Source organism: Neobacillus sp. (assembly GCF_031988165.1).
GTDB lineage: Bacteria > Bacillota > Bacilli > Bacillales > Cytobacillaceae > Neobacillus > Neobacillus rhizosphaerae.
The window spans coordinates 69,056-83,211 of record NZ_DALZYO010000013.1; the positions used below are offsets into that span (position 1 = coordinate 69,056).

General features: G+C 39.4%; 11 protein-coding genes. 2 read left to right on the top strand and 9 right to left on the bottom strand.

Going from position 1 to position 14,156, the window contains the following annotated elements:
• Positions 1-107: 107 nt before the first annotated feature.
• Both RTR43_RS09695 and RTR43_RS09700 read right to left on the bottom strand, forming a co-directional pair.
• Positions 108-695, bottom strand: coding sequence for an ANTAR domain-containing response regulator (locus RTR43_RS09695; protein ID WP_312471441.1), 588 nt, complete (start codon positions 693-695; stop codon positions 108-110).
• Positions 685-2,115: a sensor histidine kinase gene (locus RTR43_RS09700; RefSeq protein WP_312471527.1), complete on the bottom strand. Its 1,431-nt coding sequence runs from the start codon at positions 2,113-2,115 to the stop codon at positions 685-687. Before RTR43_RS09700 ends, RTR43_RS09695 begins: the two co-directional genes overlap by 11 nt.
• A 531-nt stretch (positions 2,116-2,646) precedes the next feature.
• Here RTR43_RS09700 and RTR43_RS09705 point away from each other — a divergent pair.
• Both RTR43_RS09705 and RTR43_RS09710 read left to right on the top strand, forming a co-directional pair.
• Positions 2,647-3,120, top strand: a complete 474-nt coding sequence (locus tag RTR43_RS09705; RefSeq protein WP_312471443.1) for an SRPBCC family protein — start codon at positions 2,647-2,649, stop codon at positions 3,118-3,120.
• A gap of 317 nt (positions 3,121-3,437) precedes the next feature.
• A complete protein-coding gene (locus tag RTR43_RS09710) occupies positions 3,438-4,160 on the top strand; it encodes a hypothetical protein (RefSeq protein ID WP_312471444.1) in 723 nt (240 codons plus the stop codon).
• 39 nt (positions 4,161-4,199) lie between these two features.
• Here RTR43_RS09710 and RTR43_RS09715 read toward each other — a convergent pair whose 3' ends face one another.
• The 7 genes from RTR43_RS09715 to ppdK all read right to left on the bottom strand — a co-directional run bounded on the left by RTR43_RS09715 (position 4,200) and on the right by ppdK (position 14,154).
• Positions 4,200-4,928: a CBS domain-containing protein gene (locus tag RTR43_RS09715; protein WP_312471445.1), complete on the bottom strand. Its 729-nt coding sequence runs from the start codon at positions 4,926-4,928 to the stop codon at positions 4,200-4,202.
• 146 nt (positions 4,929-5,074) lie between these two features.
• The gene (gene dacB / locus RTR43_RS09720; RefSeq protein WP_312471529.1) at positions 5,075-6,532 is read right to left on the bottom strand and encodes a D-alanyl-D-alanine carboxypeptidase/D-alanyl-D-alanine endopeptidase; all 1,458 of its coding nucleotides are present in this window, start codon (positions 6,530-6,532) and stop codon (positions 5,075-5,077) included.
• A gap of 220 nt (positions 6,533-6,752) precedes the next feature.
• A complete protein-coding gene (locus tag RTR43_RS09725; protein WP_312471446.1) occupies positions 6,753-8,021 on the bottom strand; it encodes a LysM peptidoglycan-binding domain-containing protein in 1,269 nt (422 codons plus the stop codon).
• Positions 8,022-8,121: 100 nt separating this feature from the next.
• Positions 8,122-8,358, bottom strand: a complete 237-nt coding sequence (locus tag RTR43_RS09730; RefSeq protein WP_312471447.1) for a hypothetical protein — start codon at positions 8,356-8,358, stop codon at positions 8,122-8,124.
• A 33-nt stretch (positions 8,359-8,391) separates the two neighbouring features.
• A complete protein-coding gene (locus tag RTR43_RS09735; RefSeq protein ID WP_312471448.1) occupies positions 8,392-10,974 on the bottom strand; it encodes a DEAD/DEAH box helicase in 2,583 nt (860 codons plus the stop codon).
• Positions 10,975-11,052: 78 nt separating this feature from the next.
• Positions 11,053-11,244, bottom strand: a complete 192-nt coding sequence (locus RTR43_RS09740; RefSeq protein WP_312471449.1) for a YbxH family protein — start codon at positions 11,242-11,244, stop codon at positions 11,053-11,055.
• Between the two features lie 240 nt (positions 11,245-11,484).
• Positions 11,485-14,154: a pyruvate, phosphate dikinase gene (gene ppdK, locus RTR43_RS09745; protein ID WP_312471450.1), complete on the bottom strand. Its 2,670-nt coding sequence runs from the start codon at positions 14,152-14,154 to the stop codon at positions 11,485-11,487.
• Between the last annotated feature and the right edge of the window lie 2 nt (positions 14,155-14,156).

Sequence of the window (14,156 nt, forward strand, 5' to 3'; positions counted from 1 at the left end):
CTTTCTATTTAGGTCATTTCCTCTCTAATAAACTTAGATGTACTTGTGCCAGAATCACTGCCAACTCTTGTATTAGCTTCTGGGCCCAAACCCATCTTACTCCCATACTAAAAGACGTCTCGGATTCCCCCTGGGTGCTGTAAAATAAATTTTGCAACTTTCACCAAAGCGATTCTGTTTTTCATACTATATTTTCTCATCCATTGATAGGACTGCTCCTCAGTTAGCAGCCGTAACTCCATTATTTTTCCCTTTGCCTTTTCAATCAGCTGGCGCTCTTCTAATTTTTGCTTAAGAGACTGTAAATCTCTTGAAAGACACTCAAATTGTTGCTTTTGACTCATCGCGATTTCGATAGCAGGAATTAAATCAATCTCAGTTACAGGCTTGACAAGATAGGCCGTAACCCCTGATTCCTTTGCATCTTCAATCAGCTCCCTCTGACTGTAGGCTGTTAATAATAGAATTGCCGTGTCCAATTTTTTCCGAATAACTTTTGCTGCTTTTATCCCGTTTAGAATTGGCATTTTGACATCCATAATGATTAAATCGGGTTTTAGCGCAAGGCATTGTTGAACTGCTTCTTCCCCGTTTTTGCATTCCTTAACAACCTGATACCCCTCATCCTTTAGCATTTCACGCAAATCCATCCTGGTGATGGGATCATCATCCACTATCATGATTTTATAGGTCATCCTCTTCCTCCTCCCCTTCTGGAATTGGAAAGCTAATGGTCACGTTTGTTCCTTTTCCCGTATTTGTGAATTGAATGGATCCATTTAAGTCTTCGTGTATTAAGGTATGGCAAATTTCTAAACCTAGGTTTCCTACCTTTTCAGAATTATAATCGAATCCCCTACCGTTATCTGAGACGATCATTTCAACCATTCCGTCAGCGTTTCTTATCCCAATCATTATTATTCCCGTAGAAGCCTCCGTAAAGGCGTGGTTCATTGCATTTTGGACAAGTTCATTGATAATTAATGCCAAAGAGCTGGCAGTCCTCGAGTTCAGAAATAGGGAATCCCCCTCGACCACGACACGAATTGATTGCTCGTTATCCTTCATTGAAGTTACAATCCCTTTACACATGTAGTCAAAGATTTCCTTGCAATCTACTTCATCTAAGCCATCCTGTGATAAAACCTCGTGAATGATGGAGATGCTCATAATTCGATTGATGCTTTCGCGAAAAACTCGTTCAACCTCCTCAGAGTTTGATCGTCGCATTTGCAGCCTTAAAAGACTAGCAATGGTTTGCAGATTGTTTTTCACCCGGTGGTGAATCTCTTTTATGACCGCGGACTTGAATCTGATTTCTCTATCTTTTTCTTTCATTTCCGTTAGGTCCCTCAATAGTAGAATTCCTCCAACTTTTTGCTCTCCACGATGGATACAAACGGCATTTATTTTTACAAAAAGATTCCCCCGTTGAAACTCCTCTGATACTATGCCATGCTGTTCGATTTGTTCCATTGCAAACCTGCCGAAGCAAAGCTTGTTCACATTCGTTCCAATCAGCGGGCTACAATGACCAAATTCTATTAAAATAGAATGGGCACGGTGGTTAGCAAAGGTTATCAAACCCTCGGCATTGAAAAGAAGCAAACCTTCATGAATTAATGCCGGGATCTTATTTTCGGTCATCGCCTGCTGAAATATGGTTTCACTTAGCTGCTCCGTTGTTTCCAGGAGTACTTCAACATGTTTTTCCTGTTCAACCATGTCAGTAATGTCTCGCTCCATAATGAGAGCGGCAATGGTTTGATTTTTGGTATTTTTGATAGGTGTCACATTCTGCTGGATATTTACATTTTCCTGTGAAATCCCTCTTGAATCGATAACAGATTCCCCTGTTTGCAAGCAATGGAGCACGCCTGGTTCATTTTGTCTTAAGGCGATTTCACCCTTGACTGACAGCTGATATAGCGACTTTCCTGTTTGTGGATGTGCCTCTGCTACAACAATTGCCGCATCTTTTGTAGGAATCAAGCAATCGATAAACACATCTGCTTGGGAAACATCCGCCCATAATTGGAGCTTGCTGGAAATTTCCCAGATGATGCTAACATCTTCCTCTGACAGCATGGTTTGTTCCATCACCATTTTAGACATCAAGTTTGTACCACTCCTTCGTGGTCAAGTTTGTACCATTTTATTCTAAGTATTCAAACAATATTCGCTATGGTCCGAGATAGGTGAAAATTGTAGGTAATCGCGACGTCCACATCAATAGGGGCATTTTTTCGAAGGGTAACGTAAATGCCGGAACTCGTTTGACATCCATATCCTTACCTCCCAGAAAACAAAAAAGTGCCCTAAGAACAGTACTAGACTGCATCCAAGGCACCATTGCCGACTTCTATTCACTTTTATAATAAATTCTATTTTTTAATTTCTCATTTATGACTTTTATTAAAAATCTTCCAGCCTTAATGTTTTTCAACCAAATAATCCTAAAAAAGTTTTCTTTTTCATTTACCAATAAATTTTTCACTTCTAACAAAACTCCGCTCTGATTCTCTTCAACTCTTTTAATAGAAGTGAAGAACATCATTAAAGGAATTGGACAATCAAAGGAGAATAATCATTAGGTAAGAGAATTTTCTGAACATAATGCAAAAAAAGAATAAAAGAGGTGTTTATATGAAGTCATGGTCAAATGAAATTAATATTGATGCCCCAATTGAGCAGGTTTGGGGATTATTAAATGGCTCATTAGAGGAAATGCAAAAAATTATGCCCCAAGTAGTTGATCATCAACCTGTTAAAGTGACAGAGATTGGAGTAGGCAGCGTCTATCGTCAGAAATATAAAGAAGGTAAACGGATTGAGGAATACGATGTTGAAACATTAGAATATGTAAATACTCCAGAAAAGAAAAAATTAAAAGTGGGCTTCACGCTAGCAAACATGTTTGAAATTACTGCTTTGTATGAACTAAGTCCAATCAACGAACAAAAAACGATGTTTAGATACACATGCACCAATCGTCCTTTGAAATTATTTCTCAAATTATTTTTATGTTTTGCAAGCGATAAGATAGTGGTTCAATTTTGTGAGAGAGTTAAAAATGTAGCTGAAGAAGATAATAAAAAAACAAAAATGTTGATAAAATAGTGTTAATAGTTTGGTGATTTTACTTACCACCTATCTTTACTTACTCTATTTAATGAATAATAATTAGCAGATAGCTACTATTCTAAAAAAGAGCCCCGGTTGTCGTGCTGGAAGCTCGTAATGCAGCTAATTGCAGGAAGTGCAGTGGCCATTTAGAAGAAATAACTCACCCAGCTTAGCCGTAGCGGAGTGGGTTATTTCTTTTTAGATAAAATAACAACTCACATACTGCCACGATTAAACTTCCAAAACCAATCATAAATTTTCTCTAATTTGGAAATAATAACCTCGATAAATATGAAGGGATGGGATGTTTGATGTCGTTAGAATGGTTTGACAGAGTTTGTGGGGAACTTCAAGAGCACCTTGAGTCTATTTGTGAAGAATATGATCAGGTTGGTCAAATGAAAATGGAAAGAGCTGCCAAACATCCAAGGATTGAGTTTTATGTTGATATCTCCGATGTGGATACCGAAGAACTTGAGCGTGATTATTTCTGCACGCTGTTCTTTGATCCGCAAAATGAAGAATTTTACATCGACACTTTTGATGTTGATAGTGGTCATACAGCGAAAATCATCCTTTCAGACATAGAGGAGATCATCGGGGAAGTTCACGATAGTCTTCATGATTATTTGAACGATGATGATGACTATACAGATGACGGTGTCTACCTTCAATCAACTGAAGTGTTTGAGGATGAAGAAGATTGTGAAATACTTGACGGAGAAGAGTACTATGAAACGGCACAGGTCAACAGCGACGACATTTTCGAGGAAATTGATGTCGATTGGTCAACACCAGAGGTTACCGCTTTTAAGCATAAAGATGAAGTGGAAATTACTTATCAATTTGGGGTCGTTCAAGCGACCGGTGACGGTGTCCTCAAACGGATCAATCGTATTTGGACAACGGAAGACGAATTAATCAAGGACGAATCCCATTTTATTTTTAGCCGAGAAGAAGCAAGTACGATTATCGCGATGATTGCCAGCCACATGGATCAATTAAGCGCGTTTGATTTCGATAACAATCTATAAATTACAATGGGAGCAATCCAGTTAGGATGCTCCTCTTCCTTACTCAACCGTATAATCAATTTCAATTAGATCCCACGGAGTAATAATCCCTAGCGGAAACTCATCGTTGTACCCATTTTCGGTAATAATGACACCTTCTAATTTCCGTTTCTTTTTATGTGCTTTTTCAAAAATATTTTCTACCTCAAATATATTAATATCTTTAGCAACAATCTCAATTGAATGTTCTTTTTCGTACTCCATCATATCCGAAACATGGATATCTGATAGATTTACTAGGCTGCTTTCCATATTTTGCGCCATCCATTTTATGATGGAACTGACCGTCAGTAACCCGACACATTTTTTGTTTTTGTAAATTGGAAATTTTGAATAGCCATGCTCTTTTATGGCTGTGGTCACTTTTAGAATACTATCTAGATAGTCAAAGAAAACAACGTTTTTAGTGGCGATGGATAGTGCGTAATTAGGCTGGCTTAATAAGTTAGCGATTCTTTCAATATGATGGACGACCTTTGTGTTAGGTTCTGCAATATAAAAGCCCACCTCCATTTTTTCATGCACAATCGCATTTCGAAGTCTTGCGTACTGCTCTAGGTCTTTCTTAAATGTTTCTATCACCTGGTATTTTTTTGCTCCAACCTTGACGAGAACCACGAATCTATCATCATTGATTTGAACAATATCCCTCAGCGCATCATGTACTTGATTGTAGGCCACTTCAAACCGTTCAGATAGTGCTTGTCCATGTTTATTGATTGTTTTCATTTTCTTCTCCCACTTGAAATACTTTTCTTTATTATATAACCTTTGTTTTAATAGGAAAATCAAAACTTAGCATTTTCCCTTTAACCTAATAATCATTACATCAGAAAAAGAGCCATACCATTTAGATAGTGCCCTCAACATTGTTATTATTGACTGGCTAAGACCATCACCATTTTATCCTCAATCATTTTCCCTTTCTCTTCATCCAGCAAATTATTTAACAGAATTGAAAATATCAATGTTTGCTCACTTTTCGTATTGACATAACCAGATAACGAGGTGACAGTCGAAAGAGTACCAGTTTTAGCTTTTACTTTTCCTTGGACAGTTAAATTTCTCATGCGATTTCTCAGAGATCCTCCCTCCAACTTGCCATTAACACCTGCAACTGGTAATGAATAGAAATAAACTGGAAACCAATCTTCCTTCTGTACCGCAAATAAAAGCTGGGAAATTTGGCTGGCTGGTATTAAATCAACATGTGATACGCCAGATCCATCCCGGAGGACCATTGTCTTTGTGTTAAGCCCGAATTTGGTTACCTCTGTTTCCAACACCTCTAACCCCTTTTCCCAGCTGCCTTCCCCTTTAACAACTCTCCCCATTTCCTTGATCAGGACTTCGGCATGGACATTATTACTAAGCTTCATAAACGGGACAAGCAGTTCAGACAAAGGCATTGATTGATGGGCAGCTAAAGTTCTTGCATTATTAGGCACCACCCCAATTATTATTTTTCCTGAGACTTGGATTCCCTGTTCTAGTAGTGATTGCTTAAATAGCGCTGCCGCATAACGAGTTGGTTCCCAAACGCCAACCCATTCTTTTTTAGCCTTTGATTTCAATGGCAGGGTCCCTTTAATAATGATTGTATTCTTTGCATGTTCCCGTTCAATAGTGATATCCTTTTTACCTTTTTCCCCAACGGTTACCGCATGATTGATTATCTTCACATATTCGGTCTTCGGGGTAATTTCTACTTTAACCTTGTTTCCTTCGCTTTTTCCTGGTTTGACCTCGACCTCCACGGAACCTGCATCATAATCCGTTGATGGTGATGCTGTCAATGCGGAAATCTGCGCACCGTAATAAGTCGTTTCATCGCTCCAGGGTAGGTCAAGTGAATAACGGACATCATCATACCATGAATCATCCACAACAAGATTTCCCTTTATTTTTTTAATACCTAGTTGCTTAATGGCAGTAGCAAATGTATCAAAATCTGATTTTAATAGTGTCGGGTCACCTTTTCCTTTTAGATAAAGGTTCCCTTTTAATGTTTTCTTTTTTACCTGAGAGTCTGCAAGGACTTCAGTAGTGAAGGTATAATTCTCACCCAAGACATTCAGAGCGGCAGCTGCCGTTAAAAGCTTCATATTAGAAGCAGGTCGTAATCGGACATCGCCCTGATGCTGATAAATAATTTCACCGCTTGAAGCAGTCCGGATGCTCACTCCTGCAATTGCTCCTTGTAAATCTGGATCATTCTTTATGAGTTGATTGAGCTGCTGAATCATTTTCTCATGTCCATTAATGGCATTAACTTGAATGGAGGGGAAAAATACAAAAAGTAATAGAAGTGCATATTTTAACACTTTTTTAATCACTCTTTATCAAGCCTTTCCTTTTTTCCTAAGAGTTTGTCCAAAAAAACCAATTGTATTATTACATGACAGCACTGAAAGTTTTTTCATCATTTTCCACATCATAAATAATCAAATAAAACCGTTTACAATATAGAGAAAACAAAAGAAAAAGCACCCAAGAAATTGGACAAAACCAAAAACCCCTTATGAAGAGACCATTATTAAAATGTGTTTTTCACTATTTCTTCACTACAGTTATCTTTTTACTGAGATATGCCCAATTCTGTGGTGCCGGCAGGCTAATTTGCCAAAAGGTTGTGCCGACTAATTGATAAGTATCAATTAACCGATACTTTTCAATAAAACTTCGAATATCTTCAAACCAAACTACATGCTCCTCCACTCCATGCCAGTATCGATACCAGGGTGAACTAGCAGTTTTGTCGAAATCAATTGCCGTACCAGTTGAAATAGCTTTATTCTGGGCGGCAAGAACCGATAGAGCATGGGTAGCATTCGTATGAACAACTTTGTCATATCCATAAAGCGGCATTGCAATTTGCAGTTTACGAGGATTGATCTGGGTGATAGAGTATTCAATTACTTGTTGCATCCAGGTTATCGGAGCAATCGGATTGGGTGGGCCGCCAGGGTAACCATAATCAATCGTCATCACCGCCACAATATCGGCCACATTGCCAATCGCGGCATAATCGTAGGCACCGATGATTCGATTGGTAGGAATATCGGCTGTTTTTGCGTGAACATTTACATGCAAAATAAGCTCGCCTAATGCATTCTTTAAATCTTTTAAAAATATAATAAAATCGCTGCGTCTTGCCGGCGGAATAAATTCAAGGTCGATGCTGACACCGCCAAAACCTCTCTGAACGGTTAAATTCACTATACTTGCTACTAGGTTTCCTCGATAGGTATGATTTTCCAGCACCCTCCCTGCCAAATCCGCACTGAAATCACTGACTGTAAAATTTCGAATCATTAATAATGGTGTGATGTTTAACTCTTTGCACTTAGACACAGTGGCCGCATCCTCAATTTCATTAAAAGCGAATCCATCTTCCGTAAACGAATAAGCTACAATCGCTAAATAAGTTAATAGCCCTGCAAGACTATCAAGTGTTTCGAGGTCCTTACTCTCAGACGATGGTACATTAAATCCAAGTGTGGCCATTTCTAATTTTAATTGGGATGGAATGACGATAATTTGTCCGATAAAAAGTTGGTTTGGGTTAATACCAGGATTGGCCGCTAAGATTGTTGGAATGTCAGTATTGAATTGTTGAGCCAATTTCCAAATATGATCACCTGGTTTTATTTGATAGGAACGGAGTAGCGGCATGGTATCAGGAAGATATAGCGCAAGGCCTGGGACGAGAGTACTCGCTGAAGGTAACCCATTAACCTCCACAATGGTTTGAATAGAAACTCCATACAAAGCAGAAATCGTCCACAAGTTTTCGCCAGTCTTAACAACATGAACAGCCATAACCTCTCACACTCCTTATTAATCATCATATGACCTTAAACCATAAAGTTATTACTCCAAGAAAAAACGAACTTACCAATGGCAAGTTCGTTCGACTTCACTATAACCTCGGATCAATCGGATCGGCTTCTAACGCCAAAACTCCTAACACACATTCATGGTACCGCTCTAACGGCTCCCGTCGAACAAAGCGATTCACAGCTTCAACTCCTAAGGCAAACTCCTTCAAGGCATTGCGCTGCTTCAACCGCGAATATGGAAATGAGCGTGACCAATCCTCGCACTTTTCCTTAAACTCTGCTCTTGTCCATTCAAAAGGGTGATCCCTTTGTCGCAATAAATCATCTATATCGTATACGACATTATTATCTTAAAACTCATAATCATCTTCATACCGGTATCTTCTATACTTTTCCCGGTAGCAGGATTCACAAGTTGGAAACGAATGATCCCATGGCAGTTTTTTGCCGCAGGTCTTACATTTTTTAACGAATTTCTTTATATCCGTTTTTAACCGTTCCTGAACCTGATTACTAACATCCATTCGCAGCCGTTCCCAATAAATTGTTTCTGTTCGCTCTCCTAACCGGTATAGAAATAAGAGATGAAGGCCAATCGCTTTGTAGCTGAGTTCTAATTCTTCCAAGCTCCTGTCCTTTAGAATTGGTTCAGGGAGCTCTCTTCCTTGGATAATTGCGAACATCGTTTCTTCCCACTGTTTTGTTAAAATCGACTCGTTTTTTGAAAAAGGTAGGTGTAAAAAACCATAAAGATCCATTAATGACAGCCTTGCTTCAATTTCCGTACCAACTATCTTTTGATAAAGAGCTTTTTCCTCTGAAAGTGAGGCTTTTTTCGTACCTTCAGGGCTTTCAAATTTTCCCCATAATTCAAAAAAGGTACCAAGGTCGCGATAATAGCCTTGGAAGCGTTCAAAGACAGAATTCGTTGGGGCAATTGCAAACGTATGAACAGGCTCATCCTCCTGCAAAAGCAAGTTCCTCATTTTTTTGATATCGCTAGTAAAAGCCACTTTCCCGATATCATATTTCCCTTTTCGGCCAGCACGCCCGGCAATTTGCTTCACTTCTTGTGATGTAAGCAGACGCCTGCGGGTTCCATCGAACTTTTCATTTTCTAAAAAAACAATCCGGCGAATCGGTAGGTTTAAGCCCATTCCTATCGCATCTGTCGCGACAATGACCTTTGTCATGCCTTGATTAAACTGTTCTATCTGCCTTTTTCTTGTTTCGGGAGGCATACTGCCGTAAATCATGCTGACAGAATGACCGTCATTTTGCAGTCGTGAGGCTGTTTCAAGCACACGCCTTCTAGAAAAACAAATCAGAGCATCCCCTTTTTTAATGTGTTTAATATGGAACTCTTTCGATTCGACCTCGAGCGGCGTATCACGGCTGTACTCGTGAATTTCAATATTTGAATCTCCCAATAGCTGCAGGAGCATCGATTTTGAATTTTTGCTGCCAATAATATGTACTTCTTCCGCATTAGCTTTCGTGATTGCCTTATACCAGGAAAAGCCGCGGTCCTTATCGGTGATCATTTGTGCTTCGTCAATGACGACCACATCATAAAATTCTTTTTCATGAAACATTTCTACTGTGCAGGAAGTATGGTGTGCATTGGGAACGAATTTTTCTTCCTCACCTGTTTTTAAGGAACATGGAGTCCCCTCAGCATTCAATTTATCATAAACCTCAAGAGCTAACAGACGAAGCGGTGCCAAATACAAGCCGCTATTTGCTGCTTTCATCTTTTCTAAGGCATGGTGCGTTTTCCCAGTATTCGTTTCGCCAATGTGAAGGACATATCGAACATGCCGTTTTAATGAAGGGTCGTATTCTGCTCCAAAGATGTCCTTCATCATCCGGTCTTCTGCTTCTCTTTTTCGCTTTATTTCTGCTTGCTCTTCTTTTTGCTTTCGATCTCGCTCCTGGAAATCCTGTTCATAAATTTGCTTATGTATTTTTTGCTCAAATGGAATGTCTGCTAATCTTATTAAGTCAGCCAGGTATTCCGCCTGAATATCCTCTATAAAATATCCCTCAACATCGTATAATAGTTGTGCAATACTTCCTTTTACAAAGGAAGGGGATAGTTTTTCGTGAAAGGTTTCTTGAAAGTCATCTTTAAGCTTAGAAGGAAGCAGCTCAAGTACTTTTTGAGGTAAAAGCTCTGACAAATAATCTGAAATTAAGCTTTCATAGACAAAGAAATAGGTTTGGTATTCATAAGAACTCCTCCCCCAGTTCAGGGTCTTATGGATATCGCCTGTCAGTTCTTCAAAAAAAGTGGCTACTGTTGTATAGGTGTCAGGATTAAATCGGCCTTCATCGACCAATTTCTCTTCCAATGCAAAGGCATCAACTGATTGAAACTTACTATTGTTTTCGATATCCGCCCTTAATTGCGTAGCAACGAAGTGCCTAACATTTAGGTAGAACCATTCGTAATTTTGTTCAATCATTTCAACAGCAGACTCTTCTATTTCATTTCGGATTGATTGCTTTTGTTCTTCAAGGTGTTTCTGTTCTTCCCGCTTTAAAAAATTGTCCTTTGCATCTAGGTAACGTCTTTCCCACTGTTCATTACTTACTGCAAATGTTTGTTTCATCCACCCCATAGCATCGAAAGGCTGGTACGTCCTCATTTCGTCGCGAAAAAGTTTATTCAGTAATTTTCGATCGATTCCATGGACAACATACCCTTTCTCACTTAAAAATTGCTTTTTTTCATTTTTAGGAACATCGTTTGTCGATTTATTCAACCAAACATTCGCCCAAATTTGTTCAATAAAATGTCCCCGCTCTGCCAAGTATTGGTCAAAGGACGGTAGTGATTCTTTCGTTTCAAGATAACGATCAATATCTTCAAATACTTTCATTTTTGTATGTTCTACTGCTTGAGGGTAAATGGCTATTAATTTGCTCATAAATTTCCCTCCTTTTCTAAAAAATATTTTCCTGAATTCATTCTATCACAAAACAAAAAACCGAACGAGTATTCGGTTTTAAATATCGTGTTGATTGCAATATTGATCAACCAACTCTTCGATTTGGTCTAACTCCGGAAACTTGCCTGAAAACTGAAATTTGATTTCTTCGATAAATTGATCTTTGGTGTAGATGTGGACCGCTCCGTTTTGTTGAATGACACTATACTCCGGTACAAAACGATAACCGTTGCGTTCTATTGCCCCCATTATGAGTCCCCCTTTGAATGATTTATTATAGTATTTGCAGTAAATGGCGGTCTAATCCGATTTATGTCGATTGTAAATTGGATGCATTTTTGAATTTGGCTCATTTTTCGAAGGTAATGGCTGACTTTTTGACCTGATTGGCTCATTTTTTATCTACTTTGGCTGATTATACTTTTTTCCCCAATTTAAAAATAACTAAATCAAGAGGATGGTGCTACTGCACACATCCTCTACCTTTATTTATGCTGTTGTATAAACCTCTTTTTTATTTTGTTCATGACGAATCGTTGCTTGTGCTGCAGCCAATCGTGCTAGCGGCACGCGGTAAGGGGAACAGCTAACATAATCTAAACCCATTCTGTAACAGAAATCAATTGAGCTTTTTTCTCCCCCATGTTCGCCGCAAATACCTGTTTTTAAGGAAGGCTTTGTCGTGCGGCCAAGTTTCACTCCTGTTTCTACTAGTTTACCTACACCCTCTTGATCAAGTACTGCAAATGGATTTTCTGGAAGAACTTTATTTTCGATATAAGCTTGGAGGAATTTACCCTCAGCATCATCACGGCTATAGCCGAAAGTTGTTTGTGTTAAATCATTCGTTCCGAATGAGAAGAAATCGGCTTCCTCGGCAATTTGGTCAGCAGTTAAGGCGGCACGAGGAATTTCAATCATAGTTCCGATGGTGTACTCAATGCCTTTACCTGTTACTTCCTGAACCTTAACGGCTGAATCAATCACTAACTGACGCATTTGTTTCAACTCATTCACATGGCCAACAAGAGGAATCATGATTTCTGGCTGTACTTCCATACCTTTTTCCGCTAATTTTGCAGCAGCATAGAAAATGGCTTTCGCTTGCATTTCATAAATTTCCGGATATATCATGCCAAGTCGGCAGCCGCGGTGGCCTAGCATTGGGTTGAACTCATCTAATTGGCGGACCTTTTTGAGCAATTGCTCTTTTTTCTTTAATTCCGCAGATTGAGGGTCAGTGATTTGAAGCTTCGTCACTTCGACTAAAAGTTCCTCTTTATCTGGTAGAAATTCATGAAGCGGCGGGTCCAATAAACGAATGGTGACTGGGAACCCTTGCATGGCTTCGAAGATTCCTTCAAAATCGCCCTGTTGCATTGGTAATAGGTCGTTCAATGCTTCCATTCTTTCACCATAGTTTTCAGCAAGAATCATTTTTTGAACAATCGGAATCCTTTTTAAATCCATAAACATATGTTCAGTCCGGCACAATCCAACTCCACCAGCACCAAATTCAAAGGCCTTCTTCGCATCTTCTGGGTTATCAGCATTAGCACGGACACCTAATTTCCGTTCTTGGTCTGCCCAAGAAAGCAGTAGCTGAAACTCATCCGAAAGCTCTGGATCAATCATTGGAATTTCGCCCAACATGATTTCACCAGTTGACCCATCAATGGTGATGACATCTCTATAGTTGACGACGGTAGTGCCAACCGTAAATTGTTTTGCTTTCAAATCTATTTTCACCGCCTCACACCCGCAAATACAGGCTTTCCCCATACCACGTGCAACAACTGCGGCGTGACTTGTCATACCACCACGGCTTGTCAATATCCCTTGGGAAGCAACAATGCCGTGGATATCATCTGGTGTTGTTTCCGGTCTAACAAGAATCACTTTTTTGCCTTCATTTCCAAGAGCTTCTGCTTCATCGGCGTCAAAGACAATTTCACCTGTCGCCGCGCCTGGCGAGGCTGGCAAACCTTTTGCTAAAACTCTTTTTTCAAAAGAATCGTCAATGCGGCGGTGCAAGAGCTGATTTAATTGATCTGGATCCACACGAAGTAATGCTGTCTTTTTATCAATAATTCCTTCTTCGACCATTTCAACCGCAATCCGAATCGCCGCTTGTGCTGTACGCTTGCCGTTACGTGTTTGAAGAATGAATAGCTGACCACGTTCCACTGTGAACTCAATGTCTTGCATTTCTTTATAATGCTGCTCAAGACGCTTGCATGTATCGGTAAATTGCTTGTAAACACCTGGCATTTCATCTTTTAAAGTAGCGATTGGCTGCGGTGTACGAATCCCTGCGACCACGTCTTCCCCTTGGGCGTTAATTAAATATTCTCCGTATAGGACATGTTCTCCAGTCGATGGATTTCTCGTAAACGCGACACCTGTACCGGAATCATTTCCCATATTCCCAAACACCATACTTTGGATATTTACAGCCGTTCCTAAATGATCTGGTATTTTATTAAGTCGGCGGTAGACAATCGCACGCTGATTATTCCAAGAATTAAAGACAGCATTAATCGCAAGGAAAAGCTGTTCATTCGGATCCTGAGGAAATTCTTTTCTCGTATGCTTTTTAATAATATCCTTATAGCCGATAATAACCTCTTGCCAGTCTTCCGCACTCATTTCCGGATCAGATGAATAACCTTTTTGTTCGCGTGTTTCTTCTAAAAATTGCTCGAAATAATAGGTATCAATTTCAAGCACGACATTACTGAACATTTGAATAAAACGACGGTAAGAATCATAAGCAAAACGCGGATTATCCGTTAATTTTGCCACTCCTACTACGGTTTCATCATTCATGCCAAGGTTCAAAATCGTATCCATCATTCCCGGCATGGAGAACACAGATCCGGAACGAACAGAAACTAGCAATGGATTTTGCGGATCACCTAATTTCTTGCCCATTTTTTCTTCTAAGCGGACAAGAGCTTCTAATGTTTGTTTCTCTACTAAAGTTGGTATTGTTTTGCTAGCTTCATAGTATGCATTGCAAGCCTGTGTTGTGATAGTAAATCCATAAGGAACTGGAAGGCCAATTCGCGTCATTTCTGCTAAGTTAGCTCCTTTTCCTCCGAGTATTTCTTTCATTTCTCCATGACCTTCATGAAATAAATATACAAACTTATCCATAA

Excerpts from the sequence above, each read along its gene's own strand:
- RTR43_RS09695 (WP_312471441.1), bottom strand. The coding sequence starts at position 695 with ATGACCTATAAAATCATGATAGTGGATGATGATCCCATCACCAGGATG.
- RTR43_RS09700 (WP_312471527.1), bottom strand. The coding sequence starts at position 2,115 with ATGTCTAAAATGGTGATGGAACAAACCATGCTGTCAGAGGAAGATGTT.
- RTR43_RS09705 (WP_312471443.1), top strand. The coding sequence starts at position 2,647 with ATGAAGTCATGGTCAAATGAAATTAATATTGATGCCCCAATTGAGCAG.
- RTR43_RS09710 (WP_312471444.1), top strand. The coding sequence starts at position 3,438 with ATGTCGTTAGAATGGTTTGACAGAGTTTGTGGGGAACTTCAAGAGCAC.
- RTR43_RS09715 (WP_312471445.1), bottom strand. The coding sequence starts at position 4,928 with ATGAAAACAATCAATAAACATGGACAAGCACTATCTGAACGGTTTGAA.
- RTR43_RS09725 (WP_312471446.1), bottom strand. The coding sequence starts at position 8,021 with ATGGCTGTTCATGTTGTTAAGACTGGCGAAAACTTGTGGACGATTTCT.
- RTR43_RS09735 (WP_312471448.1), bottom strand. The coding sequence starts at position 10,974 with ATGAGCAAATTAATAGCCATTTACCCTCAAGCAGTAGAACATACAAAA.
- RTR43_RS09740 (WP_312471449.1), bottom strand. The coding sequence starts at position 11,244 with ATGGGGGCAATAGAACGCAACGGTTATCGTTTTGTACCGGAGTATAGT.
- ppdK (WP_312471450.1), bottom strand. The coding sequence starts at position 14,154 with ATGGATAAGTTTGTATATTTATTTCATGAAGGTCATGGAGAAATGAAA.